We start from the raw sequence: 17,895 nt of genomic DNA, 5'->3' as shown, positions 1-17,895 counted from the left end.
TGTTAGTGTATAGAATTTGATGTCCAAATTTAGCGAATTTATTGACATGCTTGAGACAAAGGGGATTTTGGCCAGCGCCCAGCAATAAATAATTGACCTCATAAAATGGGTTTAAACAAGACAGTAGGTGAGTTTTAAATTATTCTTTATCAATAGCAACAAAAAGACGCTGTTATAGGAGTTTTAATTTATCTTTGGGGTCGAGGAGAAGAATATGGGATTGAAAATGCGTATAACGTATAGAGACACAGATTATGTGTACGAAATTATAGATGGTGCTGCAATAAACAAAGAGACTACCGAATTGAAGATTATTTTAAATGGGCAACCAATAACTTTATTGAAAAATGTCAATCAGGTCTGGATGCAGCAGGAAAGTGAATTTACTATTGAACCTGATCTTGCTCAGGCTTTAGGAAGATCAGTATCATTGCGCTATCGTATGTAGTCACATCCTTAATTCCCTCCATAAAGATTCATAAAGACTGCACATGATCAAGGATTCTTTTGACCGGGTACATAATTATCTGCGGATATCGCTTACAGACAACTGTAATCTCCGCTGTTTTTATTGTATGCCAGAAGAGGATTATGAATTCACACAGGCTTCAAAATTGATGCATGCCGCAGAAATTTCTTCTCTTGCAGAAATATTTGCAGGGGCAGGGGTTAATAAAATCCGGCTCACCGGGGGTGAGCCCTTAGTGCGTAAAGATGCGGCACAAATCATTTTATCCCTCTCCAAATTACCGGTAGACCTTTCTTTTACAACCAATGGTGTCAGAATACATGACTTTATTGATGTATTGCTGGAGGCAAAAATTAAAAGTATAAATATCAGTCTGGATACGCTGGATGCCGATAAGTTCCGGATCATTACCAGGAGAGATCTTTTTCAGCAGGTCAGGAATAATATTGACCTTTTACTGGAACATCAGATCAAAGTTAAGATTAATGTGGTGCTGATGAAGGAATTCAACGATCATGAAATTCTGGATTTTATAGCCTGGACAAAAGAGGTACCTGTAGAGGTCCGCTTTATAGAGTTTATGCCTTTTGAAGGTAACCGCTGGACGAGTAATCAAGTGGTCTCCCTTGAAGATATTCTTGCCCGGGTGCAAACAAAATATACTTTTACCTCCATGGAAGCCGGTCAGAATGATACAGCTAAACATTATCAGATTGCAGGACATGCGGGTACATTTGCTATTATCAGTACCATGACCGAACCTTTCTGTGGTACTTGTAACCGGATGCGCTTAACGGCCGACGGAAAATTAAAAAACTGTCTTTTCTCGATCACTGAAACCGATCTGCTCTCGCCTTTAAGAAGAGGTGAAGATGTCTTACCTTTAATCCAGGAATGTATTGCGGGTAAAGCTGAAGCACTGGGTGGTCAGTTTTCCGGATTATTCAAAAATATAAATCCTGATACTATTCACAATAGAAGTATGATCACTATTGGTGGTTGATACCTAAACCTGTTTCTATGATCTCTGTCCATAAGGCTAAATCATTCCTGCAAGAAAATATTAATACATTGCCTGTTCAGCAGGTGCCTCTGGCTATGGCTGCGGGATATATCCTGGCAAAGGATGTCTATGCTCAAACGGACATCCCTGCTTTTGAACAATCTTCTATGGATGGTTATGCGATCCGTTTTGATGAACATAACCAGACTTTGGTGATCAGTGGCGAAATGCAGGCAGGAACAGCAATTCAATATACCCTTATGCCAGGACAGGCAGCACGTATATTTACAGGGGCGCCTTTACCTATAGGGGCCGATACGGTTGTGATGCAGGAAAAAGTTGAAATTACAGCCGGGGTTTTAACGATACAGGATGCACAGTTAACCAAAGGTATGAATGTTAGGAACAAAGGGGCCGAAGTGAAAAATGCTGCATTGGCAATTTCAAAAGGCTGCCGCTTAACACCAGCAGCAATAGGTTTCCTGGCCGGAATTGGAGAAACTGAGGTCGAAATTTACGGTGTACCCCCGGTTGGTGTGATCATTACCGGTAAAGAATTACAGCAGCCTGGAAAAGAGCTGGCTTTTGGTCAGGTTTACGAGTCCAATTCCGCTGCTTTAACTGCTGCTTTGCAGCAGGCACAAATTACAAAAATCAAACTTTATGCAGCAGATGATCAATTAGATGAACTTTCGGATGTTTTAGCAGAAGCGCTGAAAAATAATGAGGTGGTTTTACTGACTGGTGGGGTGAGTGTCGGTGATTATGATTTTGTTGTCAAAGCAGCAGAACGCAATGGGATCACGCAGATTTTTCATAAGGTGAAACAGAAACCCGGAAAGCCTTTGTATTTTGGCCGGAAAGAAAATAAGGCGATCTTTGGTTTACCGGGGAATCCTTCTTCGGTTTTAAGTTGTTTTTATCAATATGTGTTCCCTGCCTTACAAAAAATGTATGGGCTTAAGGATGAAATTGAAACTGGCGGATTACAAACCAGGGAAGCAATTTTGACGGATAACTATAAAAAGGCTGCAGGTTTGACCCATTTTTTAAAAGCGCATTTTGAAAATGGAAATGTTACCCCTTTGAATGCTCAGGAATCTTTTAGAATGAGTTCTTTTGCACAGGCAAATTGTATGATTGAACTGGATGAGGAAGGAACTGAATTTTCGGCTGGTACAAAAGTTAAGATTTATCTTCTTCCATAAGCACATAGAAGATTTATAATATAAAGAGATTTGAAAGTAGAGATTTTATTATTCGGGCGGCTCACAGAAATTTTTGGGGTTACACATCTCTTGTTAGCAGATGTCGCAGATACGGATGCGGTCCGCAACCGTCTGGAAGAACAATTTCCTGCGTTAAAACAGGTTAAATACCAGGTGGCTGCAGATCAATTGATCATTCACGGTAATAAGCAATTAACAGACGGAATGACTGTTGCTTTAATGCCGCCATTTTCGGGAGGTTAAAATGAATATAAAAGGAGAGGAACGTTATCAGCGGCAAATCTTACTGAGAGATTTTGGACTTAGCGGTCAGCAAAAACTGTTTAACGCAAAAGTATTGGTCATTGGTGCAGGCGGACTCGGGTGCCCTGTACTGCAATATCTGGCTGCTGCCGGGATAGGTACTTTAGGTATTGTGGATAATGACGTTGTTGAACTGAGTAATTTACACCGGCAAATATTATATACTGTAGCAGATGTTGGGCTCTCCAAAGCAACCTGTGCAGCAGAAAGATTAAGAAAATTCAATCCAGATATTACAGTTATCACTTATCCTGTACAGCTGACTAACCAGAATGCAGTATCAATTCTGAATGAATTTGATATCATTATAGATGGATCTGATAATTTTCCTACCCGTTATATGATTAACGATGCTTGTGTGTTATTAAATAAGCCATTAATTTACGGGGCATTGTCTGAATCAGAAGGACAGGTGGCTGTTTTTAATGTAGCAGATCCTGCTGGTGTGAAAGTAAATTACAGAGATATATTTCCAGCTGCTCCGAAGCCCGGTGAAGTGTTAAACTGCTCAGAAGCTGGTGTTCTGGGGGTATTGCCGGGTATAATCGGTACCATGCAGGCAAATGAAGCTATTAAATTAATTTCCGGAACAGGAGAGACACTGATCAATCAGCTGATGATCTATAACCTGTATACCAGTCAAACCTATAAAGTTAAATTATCGCCGGCTGGCTTAACCTCGGCAAACCTGCCTGCTGACCTGGAAGCATTTGAAAAAATGGACTATAATTGGTTTTGCGGCATCAAACAGGTTACCGGAGAAGTAAAGGAAATGAGCCCTGCAGAATTTGGCCGGGTTATGCATGAAGAAAGTTTTACGATCATTGATGTGCGTGAACCGGGAGAATTACCAGTTGCTTCGGGATTTGACCATATCCGTTTACCTTTATCTGAATTAAGAAAAGAAATTCCACCGGTTAAGGGAAATAAGGTCATTTTGTTTTGCCATTCGGGCATCAGGAGCATTATTGCCGGGGAATTATTTCTGGAAGCTTATCCGGATAAAGAATTTTATAGTCTTAAAGGCGGTGTTTTACGTTTGAATTTACAGACCAATGAAAGAGAAGAAGCTTAAAAATATATTTATCAACGGTGCGGTATCCGCTCAGTTTATTGCAGAAAGTATTCAGAAACATCAGCATAATACTACGATCGGCGCACATAGTATTTTTTTAGGACAGGTACGTGCCGATCAGATTGGTGAGGAAAAGGTAGCAGGTATAAATTATACTGCTTATGAAGAAATGGCATTGAATAAAATGTATGAGATCCGGGAAGCTATTTTTGAAAAGTATCCTGTGATCTGTTTACATGTACACCACAGTTTAGGTTTAGTCCCTGCTGGCGAAGTTTGTCTTTTTGTGTTTTGTTCATCTGTCCATCGTAAAGCCGCAATGGAGGCCTGTGATGAACTGGTGGAAAGGATCAAGGCAGAATTACCTATCTGGGGCAAAGAGATTTTAACCAATGCAGCTCATCAATGGAAGGAGAATAAATAATGGTAGATATCACCAGTAAATCCAATACGCTTAGAAAAGCGGTAGCTACTGCGAAACTGAAAGTTTCCAGCATAGGGACTATTGAGGCAGTTCTTGCTAAAAAAGTACCTAAAGGAGATGTTTTTGAGTTTTCCAGGGCTGCGGGACTGTTTGCTGTTAAAAAGACAAGTGATGTGATTCCTGATTGTCATCCGCTGCCGATAGAATATACGGCAATCACGCATCAGATAGAGGGACTGTATATTATAATCCGTGTCGAGGTACATACCATTTATAAAACAGGAGTGGAAGTCGAGGCCATGCATGGCGCTTCGGTAACTGCACTGACTATTTATGATATGCTGAAACCAATTGATAAAGGTATTGAGATTGAGAATATCCGTCTGGAGCATAAATCGGGTGGAAAAAGTCAATATAAACTTGCGGATCAGGATGATTTGAAATGTGCTGTAATTGTTTGTTCAGATCGTATCAGTGCAGGTGAAAAACAAGATAAATCCGGTAAAGCGATCATTCAGAAATTGGCATTGCACAAAATAGAAACAAATCATTATGACATTATCCGGGACGATTTTGCACTGATCCAGCAAAAAGTAAAAGAACTGGTTAAAGAAGGCTTTGATCTGGTCATTTTTACGGGTGGTACAGGGTTATCTCCAAGAGATGTGACACCTGATGCGATTAGACCTTTATTAGAAAGAGAAATTCCCGGGATGATGGAAAATGTACGTAAATATGGGCAGGAGCGCATGCCTTATGCCATGTTGTCCAGAGGGGTCGCTGGTTTTATCGGCGCTGCACTGGTCATTACACTGCCGGGTTCTGTAAGTGGGGCAGAAGAAAGTATGGATGCACTTTTTCCTGCCGCCTTACATGTATTTAAGGTCCAAAAAGGAGTGAACCACGATTAGTTATTCATAACGAAGTGCTTCGATAGGATCAAGGCGGGAAGCTTTTAAAGCAGGATAATAGCCAAAGAAAATGCCCGTTACTGCACAGACCACAAATGAGATTACGATAGAGAATTCTGAAATTACAGTTGGCCAGTTCAGCATTTTTGGGACAATCAATGCAGCTGAAACACCGATCACTACGCCGATTACACCGCCTGTAATACTGATCATCACGGCTTCAATTAAAAACTGGAGCAGAATATCGATACCCCTGGCCCCGATAGACATTCTTAAACCTATTTCGCGTGTTCTTTCGGTAACAGAAACGTACATGATGTTCATAATTCCAATTCCGCCAATAACCAGCGATATACTTGCTACAGCGGTTAATAAAGCTGTCATCATACTACTGGTCGAATTCATCATGGTCATCAGTTCGGCCTGGGTCCTTACCTGGAAATCGTTATCCTGATTTTGTCTTAAACGGTGACTTTCTCTTAAAATGCTGTTTATTTCATTGACTGCAGCATCCGAAGCACCTTCGTTAATTGCAGAAGCATAGATACTGCCAAAATAAATAGAAGAAGTTATTCTTTTTTGGATGGTTGTATATGGGGCGATAATCAAATCATCCTGATCCTGTCCAAAATTACTATAGCCTTTAGGAACCAGGACACCGATAACCTGGAAGGGGATTTTTCCAAAGCGGATAACTTTTCCTATCGGGTCTTCCCCGTTAGGGAAAAGATTGTCAACGACGGTTTTACCAAGAAGGCAAACTTTGGCCGAGGCCCTTACATCCTGTTCAGAAAATACAATCCCCTCTTTAATGACCAGTTTTCTGATGTCAAGGTATTCCGGAGTTACCCCCTGTATATTTGTCGGCCAGTTATTCGCCCCATTGATGGCTTGTCCGCTGGAAGAAGCCAGTGGGGAGATGATAGAAATATCGGGCGCATTTTTCTTCATCGCCTCTACATCTTTGAAGGTTAAAGTCTTGAAGCTGCTACCTCCCAGTCTGGCTCCTCCGGGCTCATTGCTGTAAGGAGTAATAGTGATCATGTTAGAGCCCATACTGGATAAAGAGGCATTGATACTTTCTTTTGATCCTTCTCCAATGGACATCATGGTGATTACAGAACCTACGCCTATAATAATGCCCAGCATGGTTAGCAGTGCACGTAATTTATTACGTTCCAAAGCTAAAAGGGCTAGTCTGATCAGATTAAAGAGTTTCATAATTTTATAAGATTAATAGTCATCAGCTGCCGGAAGAGAAGCCAGGGCTTCTTTTGCAGAACGGTGGTTCGTATTCATAGAATCCTTTTGAACTTTTCCATCCCTGAGCATAATTGTCCGGGTGCTGAACCCGGCTATGTCCGGCTCATGGGTAACAAATACAATTGTTTTTCCATTCTGGTTCAGATCCTGCATCAGTGACATAATTTCATAAGAAGTCCGGGTGTCCAGGTTTCCAGTTGCCTCATCTGCAAGGATCATAACCGGTTCATTGACTAAAGCCCTTGCAATAGCTACGCGCTGCTGCTGACCACCTGATAACTGATTAGGGGTGTGATCAAACCTTCCGTCCAGTTTTACTGCCTGCAGGGCAGCAATAGCCCTTTCTTTCCGCTCTTTTGCGCCGATTGCAGGATTATAAAGTAAGGGTAATTCCACATTTTCGAGTGCAGTAGTACGCGGTAAAAGGTTATAAGCCTGGAACACAAAACCAATTTTTGTATTTCTTAGTTTGGCCAGCTGGTCTCTTGAAAGCTCCTTGACATTTACTTTATCGAGCATATAAATGCCATCTGTAGGTTTATCCAGGCAACCCAGCATATTGAGTAAGGTCGTTTTTCCTGATCCGCTGCTTCCCATAATGGTTACAAATTCTCCGGAGTTTACCTCGAATGAAATACCTTTTAATGCCCTTACAATTTCTGTACCCATAGTAAATTCACGCTTTACATTCAGGATTTCAAGGATTTTATTGTTCATCGTTTTCTTCCTCCTGGTCTTTGTGGCATAAACGGACTTTTTACAGCAGCGGCATTTGCAGCAGCTACCGATTCAGTTCCGGTAACCACTACCTCATTATCATTCAATCCGCTTATTACCTGTACATGGTTATTATCATTCAGTCCTGTTTTAATCTTTTTCTGAATGAGTTTGTTGTCTTGTAAAACCCAGACATAGCTGTCAGGGATCTTAACAGTTTCAGCTTTTGGTGTAGTGTCTGCAGTTTCTTTCTTCATCCCTTTATGGCCATGCATCTTATTGCCTTCCCGGTTTTCGGGAGCAGGTATAAGCTCATACTGTTTCTTTAACGAAGAGTCAGGGTGGAATTTCAATGCCTGTACAGAAATAAGCGATGCATCTTTAATCTCCTTCGTATAAATGACAATGTTTGCAGTCATTCCCGGTTTTAGCTTTTTATCATCATTGGGTGCGTCGATCAGGGTAGAATAAGTGACCACATTTGCTGAAATAGAGGGTTGCAGACGAATTTCTTTAACAGTACCACTAAAGGTGTCATCAAGAAAAGCATCGACCGTAAATGCGGCGCGCAGGCCTACAACTACATTGCCTATATCCGCCTCGTCTACTTTTGCCTGTACCTGCATTTTTGTGATATCCTTTGCAATAGTGAAAATTGTTGGCGTGTTGAAACTTGCTGCCACCGTCTGTCCTATATTCACACTTCTGCCCAGCACAACCCCATCAATGGGAGAGTAAATCTGTGTAAAGGAAAGGTTTCTTTCTGCTGCCCTTAGCTGTGCCTGGGCACTATTTACATTGGCTTTAGAAACCTGATAAGTGTTTAATGCAATATCATAATCCTGTTTACTGATAGACCCGGTTTCAAATAACTGCTTTTGGCGGCTAAAATTGGCAGCCTGATAACTTTGATTACTTATCGCCTGCGCAACACCTGCTTTAGCCTGGTCTACAGTAGCCATGATCAGGGTTTTGTCCAGTTCGGCAAGCAATTGCCCTTTCTTTACCGCCGAGTTGAAATCGGCATATAAAGCAGACACTGTACCTGATACTTGTGTACCTACAGTTACGGTATCTACCGGTTGTATTGTCCCTGTAGCAGTTACACTGGTAGAAATAGCACCCTTACTGATGGTTTCTGTTGTTAAAACCACAGGTTTTTCTTTGTTTCTCAAAAAGAAGTACCAAACCAGGCCAATTAAAACAATGACCGATGCTATAATTAAGATTGTTCTTTTAGACTTCATGATTTATAATTTAATGGGTACTCCCAGGTAAAAGGCATAGATTTTTGCAGCGAGTGCGGCGTTATATTTGGATTGTATATAAGACTGCATAGCCTGTACATACAGATTTCTTTGCTGATAGAAAGCGACTATATTGAATACACCTATCTTAAGCTCCTGGGTGGCTATGCGATAAACTTCCGTATTATATTTAAGCTGTTCAATAGCAGAGGCAAGCTGGCTTTGCGCATTTTGAGTGGTGATATATGCTTTTTCGGTAGTTAGGGCCAGCGTTGTTTTCGTATTTTCCAGTGCCAGTGTTGACTGCGCCATTTCTATTTTTGCTTTGGCTACATTAGTCTTGTTTATTCTGTTGGTGAAAATCGGGATTGAAAGTGTTAAACCGCCTTGCTGATAAAAGTTATTATCAAATTGTTTGAAGGCATTATAGGTAGGGTCATTGGCATAGCTTGTTCCAATTCCAGCCCCCAGGGTTAAGGTAGGGAGATAACCAGATTTGGCTTTGTCAAGGTCATAACCTGAGATGCGTACGCCCAATTCTGCATTTTTGACCTCCGGACGGTTCTGTAAAGCATATTGCTGTACAGTTTGCAGATCAGGGATAGGTTCACCGGAAATAACAGTATCTGGTTTCACAATGTCAAAGTTATGAGTTGCAGGTAACTGTAAGAGTTGTTTTAGGGTGATTTTATCCTGACGTTCTGCATTTTCGGCGGTAGTCAGATTATAATTGTCTCCGGCAAGCTGAGCCTCAAATTGTGCTACATCTTTTTTTGCGGCAGTACCGGCATTAAAGAGATGCTGTGTTTGTGCCAGCTGCGCATTAGACGTTTTAACCAGCTCTTTGTTGTAAACGATACTTTCCTTATCCAGCAGAATACTTAAATAGGCTTGTGTAATAGATAAAGTAATATCATTTTCGGTGGACAGAACCGTATAGTTCGCAGACTGAACTGCCAGATCTTTTTGTTTAATATCTGTTTTCAGGTAACCACCTTTATATAAGGTCCAGGAAGAGCTTAAACCATAGGCCCCTGAAGAATTGATGGCATTGGTTGTACCATTTGTGTTCAGGTTATAATGATTAAAAGATTGAGAAGCAGAACCTGAGAGGTTAGGTAAAAGTGCAGATTTTGATTGCAGTTCATCTTGTTTGGCACTTTCAGTAGTTAACCTCAGTGTCTTTAGCTGAATGTTATTCTGTTTCGCATATTGCAAACATGTGGCCAGATCCCATATTACTGGAATCTCTTTAGCTGTCGTATCCTGGCTGAATCCCCTGAGGTAAGAAAAGACAAGAAATAAAAAGAGCAGACTTTTAATGGTTAATTGTGACATATGATGAGAATAAAAATCCGATTAACAGATCTAATTAACGCTAATTTTCAAGGTCAAAAAAACATAATAGACTGATGATTAAAACATACCGACAAAAACCAGTTTATGAACGATGGAAAGATTTGCACCTATTGCAATAGGTTGATTACCTTGTCCATTATAAATATAATCAAATTCCCAATAGATGAATGCTGTAAAAATCAGGGCCTTTATTACCGTTCTTCTCCATTTTTTATTATGGATGCTTTTCGGCTTTATTTTACTTTTTTATTTGCCATTAACCTGGAGCATTACAGTCCCTCCGCAATTTTGGGTAAGGCAGGGTTGTGAGCTGATTTTACTGATTATTATATTTTATATCAACAGTTCTGTTTTTGTCCCGCAATTACTCCTGAAAAATCAGTCCTTTCTTTTTTTACTGGTGATCATCGGTGTGGGGCTACTGAGCAATTTTGTGATCAAATTTTTAGATGATGCCTTGAACCTGCCATTTTTGATCAATCAGGCTTTTCTGAAAATTGGCATTCCAAAACTTCCTAAACCTGGTAATAAAATGGACATCTTCCTGATTATGATGACCTTTTTAATTATAGGGATTAGTACCAGTGTGACGCTGATTCAGAAATGGCAGGCCGATAAACAGTTGCGGGAAGCATTGGAGAAGGATAAGATAGGATCAGAGCTGTCTTTTTTGAAAGCACAGATTAATCCGCACTTCTTTTTCAATACATTGAATAATATTTATGCACTGACCCATGTCAACGTAGAAAAGTCCAGAAATGCTTTACATAAGTTATCCAGGATGATGCGGTATCTTTTATATGATACACAGGCAGGCAGTACGCCCTTAAGTAAAGAAGTATCTTTTATTGTAGACTATATAGAGTTGATGAAACTGCGTTTGAACGAGACCACTAAGGTTACTTTTGAAGGCCCGCTGATCAACCATGATATACAGATTGCGCCTATGCTTTTTCTGCCTTATATTGAAAATGCTTTTAAACATGGTGTAAGTTCAATCTCTCCTTCTGTGATCGCTATAGATTTAAGTATGGAAGATAAAACACTGGAGATGAATGTCCGGAACTCAATTTTTAGCGAAAATGCAGAGATTGCTGATAACTATAGAGGGATTGGACTAGCCAATACTAAAAGACGCCTGGATTTATTATATCCGGGAAAACATACATTTTCGGCTGGTAAAACTGAAGATACGAATGAATTTGTTGTTCACTTAACCCTGATACTTGATGATATTGAATTGCATAGCGGTAGACGATGAACCCCTGGCTTTGGGGCTGGTTTGTAGTTTTATTGAACAAACACCTTTTTTGAACCTGGCAGGCAGCTTCTCAAGCGGGGTAACTGCATTGAGTATGATCCATGAACAGGAAATAGATCTTATTTTTCTGGATATACAAATGCCTGATCTGACCGGTATACAATTGGCCAGGATTTTAGACAGACAGCCGGGCAGTCATGGGCCCAGGGTAATATTTACAACAGCCTTTAATAATTTTGCGCTGGAGGGTTATAAAGTAGATGCATTGGATTATCTGCTAAAGCCTTTTGATTATGAGGAATTTCTGATTGCAGCCAACAAGGGAAGAGCTTATGCTGAACTGGTAAAACCAGCACAGCAGCCAATGATTCAAAACAACGGGCTGGAAGAAGAATATATTTTTCTAAAGGTCGAATATCATCTGGTCAGGGTTGCCATTAAAGATATTTTGTATATCGAAGGACTTAAAGATTATGTAAAGGTATATCTTGAAAATACAGATAAACCGATTTTGACTTTAACCAGTTTGAAGACGCTTGAGCAGAAACTTTCACCTAAAACATTTATGCGGGTCCACCGCTCTTATATTGTATCCCTCGAAAAGGTAAATTCTGTAACGAAAAATAGTTTGAATATTGGTTCATTGAGCATAACCATAGGCGAACAATATAAAGATGCATTCAATACCTATTTAAGCAGGTGGATGTAGGGAGTGTTAATCAATAGTTCTATATTCTTCTTTTAGGAAATCAATTCAACTTACCGGCTTTTTCTTGCAAAAAAGAGTGCATCCATTCCTTTTTTGAGGGGATGCATGTTTTTATTGTGGAAATAAAATATAAAATTAATTAACTGACAGTCAGTATTTTGGCTCGTAGTTTTGCCTGCTGCCATGTGTGCATTGCGTATTGTGCAATAAAATTCCGTTCTGGATTGGTAGATTAGCTCCCAAATTGATAAATTTTTGTATAAGCTGACCTAATCAGGTCTCTGAAACACAAAATTTCAATAATAACGATTGTTCCTGTAAATATATTTCCAGAAATGAAAAAAGCATCTGAATACAACAATGACGGTCTCTCTCCAATACTTTCCATCCCTCCTGAGTGGTATGAAATATTAAAAGGTTCCTGATTCGCAATTAAAAAAAACAACTGCCAACTAATGTAAGGAAATGAATAAAAGGGTTTACTCTACGCTTAGAGTGGATCTTTTTATGCTCGTTTCCCTGTTTTTGTTATAAAATATATCTACTGTTTTAAATTCAATACGCTCATGAATAAAAAAGTTAAGCATTTTGCCGTGCTTATCGGATTGCTCTCTGCATTCGGTGCTAAAGCTCAAGTTGGAATAGGAACTAATGTTCCTGATGCAAGTGCCCAGCTTGAAGTACTTTCTACTTCAAAAGGTCTTCTGATTCCAAGGATGTCACTTTTACAACGTAATGATATCAATAATCCTGCCAATGGTCTGTTAATTTATCAGACGAACAGTTCTCCGGGTTTTTATTTTTACAATAACGGGCAGTGGCAGAGGCTGGTAAATAACTCAGAGTTAAGTTCAGGAGGTAATGGGACCAGTGGAAATACTATCTTAAATGGAAATGTTGTCCCAACTTCAAATATTGGGGCAAATGGGGATTTCTATCTGAATACCAGTAACAATACACTTTACGGACCTAAGGGATCAGGAAGCTGGCCATCAAACGGAATTCTGCTGGTAGGGCCTAAAGGAGATCCGGGGATTCCGGGGAGTTCTTTACCCACAACAGGGAAAACGGTCACATCAAAAGGGACTATAACGATTGGAAATGGTCAGGAAGCTGTTTTGAAAGACCTTACTCTTGATCTGGCAGATAATGCAGTGACTTCAATTAAAATTGCTGATGGTACAGTTAGTGATATTGATTTAGATAAAAAGAATATTCCACTCAGTGGTTTTGGTGCGCCTGTTAAAAATGTGTCCTTAGGAGGCTACAAAATAACAAATCTGGGCCCTCCATTAAAAGAGCAGGATGCGGTAAACAAAAAATATGTTGATGATTTACTGGGTACAGGCCCTGTTCCGGGTGGCGGTACACAGGTTCCGGCCCTGAGTTACGATGGAGCAAGCAATTTATCTATCAAAGGTGGAAATACAGTAAGTCTTGAAAATCTAAATCAATCCTTGAGCCTTGTAGGAACAGTATTATCTATTTCCGGTCCAAGAAACAGCCAGGTTGATCTTTACTCTTTATTGAGTGACGGCAGCAGTGGCGGGCCAGTGGTTCACGATGCGACACTTACAGGTCTTGGGAATCTGAGTAAACCTTTAGGACTTTCCAATACAGGGGTTATTCCTGGTGAATATAAATCGGCAAATATTACAGTAGATGCAAAAGGAAGAATTACTGCGGCAACAGCTGGTGCAGGTGGCAATATAGGGCAGGGGACGGTAACTTCTGTCTCTGTGAACTCGGCAAATGGGTTAACGGGTTCTGTTACTGACCCTTCAACTACCCCTGCTATTACACTGGGAACCTCGGTCGAAGGACTCTTAAAAGGAACAGCAGGGGCGATTACTGCAGCAGCAACCACTGGTTCAGGAGCTGTTGTTTTAGGTGATTCACCTACTTTAACTACCCCAAATATTGGGAATGCTACAGGTAATATTGATGGTACTGCACGTAATGTGACTGGTATTGTTGCCATTACCAACGGCGGTACAGGCGCAAATAATGCTCCTGATGCCAGGACAAATTTAGGTTTGGGGAATGTTGACAATACATCTGATGTCAACAAACCGGTTAGTGATGCCGTAAAAATTGAATTGGGAAAAAAATTAGACAGTAATCCAGCTGTAACCGCTGCTACCAAAACCAAAATAACTTATGATACCAAAGGTTTAGTTGTAAGAGGTGAAGATGCAACTACTGCAGACATCCTGGAAACTACGAATAAAAAATATGTGACTGATGCACAATTAACCTTAATCAATAGCATTACAAACACCAATAGTGGTGATCAGATTGCACTTACAGTTCCTGTTACCCCAAAAGGAGCATTGACCTCAACTAACGTACAGGCTGCACTGGAAGAATTACAAGGAAAAATCACAACTTCTACCGGTGGTGGAATGACAGGTGTCAGACATGACGGAACATTAACCGGAGATGGTAATACGACTGATTTAGGAATAGCTGATAAAGCGGTTACACTGGCTAAAATGGCCGATGCATTGCCAAATTCATTGATCGGAAACAGTTCGGCAGTTGCGGGTAAACCAGACTATATTACTGTGGGTAATGGGATCTCCTTAACTGGCGGAGCCTTAGCTGTTAATATCCCGGATGCAACTACTGCAAAATCTGGTTTAATGAACCCTGCAGATAAAACGAAACTGGATGGATTAACCAATTATATTTTACCAGTTGCTTCTGCTTCTGCATTAGGGGGGGTGAAAGTTGGTGCAAATCTGAGTATTGATGCAGGTGGTGTTTTGTCTGCAAGTGCTTCGGGCAATATCCCTGAAGTAACAACGACTACACCAGGTTTAATGAATCCGGCAGATAAAGTAAAACTGGATGGATTAACTAATTATACTTTGCCAGTGGCTTCTGCTTCTGCATTAGGAGGAATTAAAGTTGGTGCAAATCTGAGTATTGATGCAGATGGTATATTATCGGCAAGTGGATCGGGTAATATCGCTGATGCAACTACGCTTGCGAAAGGTAAGGTTCAGTTAGCTGGAGATCTGACCGGAACAGCAGATTTGCCTCTTGTCGCAAATGATGCAATTACGACTGCGAAAATAAAAAATGGAAATGTAACAGATGCTAAAATAGCGACTGTGAGTGGTTCAAAAGTGACCGGGAACATTCCTGGAAATGCTGCTAATGTTACTGGAATTGTAGGTGTAGTTAATGGGGGAACAGGTGCAGACAGTCCTGAAGGAGCTAAAAAGAATCTGGACCTGGATAAAGTTGAAAATACTAAAGATGCAGATAAGCCTGTGAGTATAGCAACAGGATTAGCTTTAGGCTTAAAAGAAGATAAAGCAAACAGAAGTTCAGATATTAATGCGGATGCACTTTCTGATACTAAATATCCAAGCGTACTGGCAACTAAAAACTATGTGGATGCAAAAGTAAATGCTGCGGTTATCGGAGCAGGTGGTGTGCCGGATGCAACAACAACCCTTTTAGGTAAAGTTCAGCTGGCTGGTGATCTGAGCGGTGTAGCTTCGGCACCTGTTATAGCAAATGACGCAATCACTACCATAAAAATAAGAGATGGAAATGTAACAGATGCTAAAATAGCTACGGTCAGTGGTGCTAAAGTAACTGGAAATATTCCTGGAAATGCAGCTAATGTTACAGGAGTAGTCGCAATTGCTAATGGTGGTACAGGTGGAAATGATGTGAATACGGCAAAGAAAAATCTGGGACTGGAAAATGTTGATAATACTAAAGATGCAGATAAACCTATAAACAATGCAACTAAAGCGGCGCTTGATGGTAAAATCAATCTGACAGAAAAAGCAGCCAATAATGGGGTTGCAACTTTAGATGGATCTGGTAAAATTCCAACAAGTCAGATTCCGGCAATGTCCTTTTCGTCTGTTGACGTGTTAAGCGACCAGGGAAGTATGCTTAGTTTAACAGGAGCAGTAGTTGGTAGTACTGTGATCAGAACTGATCAGAGTAAAAGTTATGTGTTAAGGGCTTTACCTTCCTCTGCACTAGCTAACTGGGTAGAGATTCTTACCCCTTCAACATCACCTGTACAATCTGTAAATGGTAAGATTGGAGCGGTAACGATTACTAAAGCAGATGTAGGGTTAGGAAATGTTGATAATACGAAGGATATAGATAAACCTTTAAGTACAGCAACTTCGGATGCATTACTTTTAAAAGAAGATAAATCAAATAAAAGCAGTGACGTAGCAGCCGATGCTTTATCTACAGTTAAATATCCAACTGTAAAAGCGATCAAGGACTATGTAGATAATAAAGTTAGCGGCGGTGGAACTCCTGATGCGACCACAGCAGTAAAGGGTATTCTGAAATTAGCTAATGATCTGGCTGGTACAGCAGATTTACCAGTTGTAAAAACTGTTGGCGGCTCAACTGCAGCGAATATCAATACTGCAACTATTGCAGCACTGGCGGCTACCAGTGCAAATACTTCGAATACTATTGTTAAAAGAGATAACAATGGCAGTTTTATAGCAGGAACAATTACAGGAACGCTGGATGGTAATGCAAAAACTGCAACTACCGCTATTTCGGCTGGAAAACTTGCTCCGGGAGTGACCATTAATGGGGTTGCTTTTGACGGTTCAGCAAATATTGTTCTTCCTGTAACTGCAGATGCAACTAAACAGGATAAAACTCCAAATCTGACTGCGATTTCGGGATTAAATACGACAGGTATTATGGTGAGGACTGGTGCAGGTTCGGCAACCACCCGTACCATACAATCGGGAGGAGGGTTGAGCGTAACTAATGGAGATGGTGTTGCAGGAGATCCAACAATAACATTACCTCAGACAGGAGTTATTCCAGCAAGTTATACTTTGGCAAATATCAGTGTTGATGCACAGGGCAGAATTATCAGTGCTTCTAATGGATCAAGTGGTGGTAGTTCTTATGTATTGCCTGCAGCAACGGCTTCTGTTTTAGGAGGGGTTAAAGTAGGTACCGGGCTGACTGTTGATGGAACAGGAAATATCACAACCAAAACAGATCTGGGTTATACTGCTGATCCGGCTAAAGGAACAGTAACCAGCAGTACTGGTACTGCTGCTGTTATCCTGGCAGGATCAACGACAAACGCAAGTCTGATGGTCCCGGCAGATAAAAATAAGCTGGATAAGATAGATGATATTGTGACCGCAACTGATGCAAATAAAGTATTAACAGTAAGTGCAGATGGAAAAAGGGCGAAATGGGTTACTCCGGCAGCTGGTGGTAGTGGCGGTGCTACTGACCTGACTTATACAGCAGCTCCGTTACAAGGAACAATTACGCCGACTTCTCCGGGAAGAGCAGTGGTGCTTCCGGCAGCAACAGCTGCGGCAGCAGGTCTGATGCCGAATACTGATAAAGTTAAGCTGGATAAAATTGATGATATCGTAACCGCTACGGATGCGAAAAAAGTATTGACAGTTAGTGATGATGGTAAAACAGCAAAATGGGTTACCCAGGCAGCTGGAGGTGGAGGGGCCGCTTATCAGATTTATAAGCTGAATGGAGGAAAGGTTTTGGTTAAAGCATCCGGTCCCGGAGTAACCTATACTTTAACCGGTAATGCAATGAATATTACGATCCCGGCCGGTGTACTGGTTTATTATATCAGAGCGAATACAACGCTTTTGGAAATTGGTAGTAAATCATTTATTAATCTTTCTATTAAAGATGAATCGGGATTGGTCAACAACGATGCGACCGATACGATGATCCCGTTTATAAGTTTTGCTCAGAGAACAGCTGCTGCAGCAAGTTTAACATCTTTGGACAGTTACCAGCCTGCAGGTACCGCCAATCTTAATGTTCAAACTGCAGGATACAGCGGAGGGACATTAAATCTGATGTTAACCGGGGTGAACAATCTTACAAACAGTAATGGATTTTATGTAATGATTAATTTTTAAC

At 40.7% G+C, this 17,895-nt stretch carries 14 protein-coding genes; 10 read left to right on the top strand and 4 right to left on the bottom strand.

Annotated features, from left to right (window positions below; genetic code table 11):
- The first annotated feature begins 226 nt into the window (after positions 1-226).
- Genes HDE68_RS12525 through moaCB form a run of 7 tightly spaced genes read left to right on the top strand, consistent with a single transcriptional unit; the run spans position 227 to position 5,414 of the window.
- Positions 227-448 carry a hypothetical protein gene (locus tag HDE68_RS12525; RefSeq protein WP_260171759.1) on the top strand — a complete coding sequence of 74 codons (222 nt, stop codon included), beginning with the start codon at positions 227-229 and terminating at the stop codon, positions 446-448.
- A 43-nt stretch (positions 449-491) separates the two neighbouring features.
- Positions 492-1,472 carry a GTP 3',8-cyclase MoaA gene (moaA, locus tag HDE68_RS12520; protein WP_183882378.1) on the top strand — a complete coding sequence of 327 codons (981 nt, stop codon included), beginning with the start codon at positions 492-494 and terminating at the stop codon, positions 1,470-1,472.
- Positions 1,473-1,489: 17 nt separating this feature from the next.
- A complete protein-coding gene (gene glp, locus HDE68_RS12515; protein ID WP_183882376.1) occupies positions 1,490-2,680 on the top strand; it encodes a gephyrin-like molybdotransferase Glp in 1,191 nt (396 codons plus the stop codon).
- Between the two features lie 30 nt (positions 2,681-2,710).
- Positions 2,711-2,944, top strand: coding sequence for a MoaD/ThiS family protein (locus HDE68_RS12510; RefSeq protein ID WP_183882374.1), 234 nt, complete (start codon positions 2,711-2,713; stop codon positions 2,942-2,944).
- A gap of 1 nt (position 2,945) precedes the next feature.
- Positions 2,946-4,079 (top strand): HesA/MoeB/ThiF family protein, encoded by a 1,134-nt coding sequence (locus HDE68_RS12505; protein ID WP_183882372.1) that lies wholly within the window; start codon positions 2,946-2,948, stop codon positions 4,077-4,079.
- Entirely contained in the window at positions 4,060-4,503 is a 444-nt protein-coding gene (locus HDE68_RS12500) for a molybdenum cofactor biosynthesis protein MoaE (protein WP_183882370.1), read from the top strand. The genes HDE68_RS12505 and HDE68_RS12500 overlap by 20 nt, the downstream gene beginning before the upstream one ends.
- Positions 4,503-5,414 carry a bifunctional molybdenum cofactor biosynthesis protein MoaC/MoaB gene (moaCB, locus tag HDE68_RS12495; RefSeq protein ID WP_183882368.1) on the top strand — a complete coding sequence of 304 codons (912 nt, stop codon included), beginning with the start codon at positions 4,503-4,505 and terminating at the stop codon, positions 5,412-5,414. Before HDE68_RS12500 ends, moaCB begins: the two co-directional genes overlap by 1 nt.
- Here the strand turns inward: moaCB and HDE68_RS12490 are convergent, their stop codons facing one another.
- Genes HDE68_RS12490 through HDE68_RS12475 form a run of 4 tightly spaced genes read right to left on the bottom strand, consistent with a single transcriptional unit; the run spans position 5,415 to position 9,979 of the window.
- Positions 5,415-6,635 (bottom strand): ABC transporter permease, encoded by a 1,221-nt coding sequence (locus HDE68_RS12490; RefSeq protein ID WP_183882366.1) that lies wholly within the window; start codon positions 6,633-6,635, stop codon positions 5,415-5,417.
- Positions 6,636-6,647: 12 nt separating this feature from the next.
- Positions 6,648-7,394 (bottom strand): ABC transporter ATP-binding protein, encoded by a 747-nt coding sequence (locus HDE68_RS12485; protein ID WP_221300719.1) that lies wholly within the window; start codon positions 7,392-7,394, stop codon positions 6,648-6,650.
- Positions 7,391-8,641, bottom strand: a complete 1,251-nt coding sequence (locus HDE68_RS12480) for an efflux RND transporter periplasmic adaptor subunit (RefSeq protein ID WP_183882364.1) — start codon at positions 8,639-8,641, stop codon at positions 7,391-7,393. The genes HDE68_RS12485 and HDE68_RS12480 overlap by 4 nt, the downstream gene beginning before the upstream one ends.
- Before the next feature lie 3 nt (positions 8,642-8,644).
- A complete protein-coding gene (locus tag HDE68_RS12475; RefSeq protein WP_183882363.1) occupies positions 8,645-9,979 on the bottom strand; it encodes a TolC family protein in 1,335 nt (444 codons plus the stop codon).
- 184 nt (positions 9,980-10,163) lie between these two features.
- Between HDE68_RS12475 and HDE68_RS12470 the strand changes: the two genes are divergently transcribed.
- From HDE68_RS12470 to HDE68_RS12460, 3 genes are all read left to right on the top strand, one after another.
- Positions 10,164-11,261 (top strand): sensor histidine kinase, encoded by a 1,098-nt coding sequence (locus tag HDE68_RS12470; RefSeq protein WP_183882361.1) that lies wholly within the window; start codon positions 10,164-10,166, stop codon positions 11,259-11,261.
- Positions 11,230-11,970 carry a LytR/AlgR family response regulator transcription factor gene (locus HDE68_RS12465; RefSeq protein WP_183882359.1) on the top strand — a complete coding sequence of 247 codons (741 nt, stop codon included), beginning with the start codon at positions 11,230-11,232 and terminating at the stop codon, positions 11,968-11,970. Before HDE68_RS12470 ends, HDE68_RS12465 begins: the two co-directional genes overlap by 32 nt.
- Positions 11,971-12,536: 566 nt before the next feature.
- Positions 12,537-17,894 (top strand): beta strand repeat-containing protein, encoded by a 5,358-nt coding sequence (locus HDE68_RS12460; RefSeq protein WP_183882356.1) that lies wholly within the window; start codon positions 12,537-12,539, stop codon positions 17,892-17,894.
- The last annotated feature ends 1 nt before the right edge of the window (position 17,895 follow it).

Origin of the sequence: Pedobacter cryoconitis (assembly GCF_014200605.1) — a bacterium.
GTDB classification, from domain to species: Bacteria; Bacteroidota; Bacteroidia; order Sphingobacteriales; family Sphingobacteriaceae; genus Pedobacter; species Pedobacter cryoconitis_B.
This window is presented reverse-complemented; position numbering and strand designations above follow the sequence as displayed.

Excerpts from the sequence above, each read along its gene's own strand:
- HDE68_RS12525 (WP_260171759.1), top strand. The coding sequence starts at position 227 with ATGCGTATAACGTATAGAGACACAGATTATGTGTACGAAATTATAGAT.
- moaA (WP_183882378.1), top strand. The coding sequence starts at position 492 with ATGATCAAGGATTCTTTTGACCGGGTACATAATTATCTGCGGATATCG.
- glp (WP_183882376.1), top strand. The coding sequence starts at position 1,490 with ATGATCTCTGTCCATAAGGCTAAATCATTCCTGCAAGAAAATATTAAT.
- HDE68_RS12505 (WP_183882372.1), top strand. The coding sequence starts at position 2,946 with ATGAATATAAAAGGAGAGGAACGTTATCAGCGGCAAATCTTACTGAGA.
- HDE68_RS12500 (WP_183882370.1), top strand. The coding sequence starts at position 4,060 with ATGAAAGAGAAGAAGCTTAAAAATATATTTATCAACGGTGCGGTATCC.
- moaCB (WP_183882368.1), top strand. The coding sequence starts at position 4,503 with ATGGTAGATATCACCAGTAAATCCAATACGCTTAGAAAAGCGGTAGCT.
- HDE68_RS12490 (WP_183882366.1), bottom strand. The coding sequence starts at position 6,635 with ATGAAACTCTTTAATCTGATCAGACTAGCCCTTTTAGCTTTGGAACGT.
- HDE68_RS12485 (WP_221300719.1), bottom strand. The coding sequence starts at position 7,394 with ATGAACAATAAAATCCTTGAAATCCTGAATGTAAAGCGTGAATTTACT.
- HDE68_RS12480 (WP_183882364.1), bottom strand. The coding sequence starts at position 8,641 with ATGAAGTCTAAAAGAACAATCTTAATTATAGCATCGGTCATTGTTTTA.
- HDE68_RS12475 (WP_183882363.1), bottom strand. The coding sequence starts at position 9,979 with ATGTCACAATTAACCATTAAAAGTCTGCTCTTTTTATTTCTTGTCTTT.
- HDE68_RS12470 (WP_183882361.1), top strand. The coding sequence starts at position 10,164 with ATGAATGCTGTAAAAATCAGGGCCTTTATTACCGTTCTTCTCCATTTT.
- HDE68_RS12465 (WP_183882359.1), top strand. The coding sequence starts at position 11,230 with ATGATATTGAATTGCATAGCGGTAGACGATGAACCCCTGGCTTTGGGG.
- HDE68_RS12460 (WP_183882356.1), top strand. The coding sequence starts at position 12,537 with ATGAATAAAAAAGTTAAGCATTTTGCCGTGCTTATCGGATTGCTCTCT.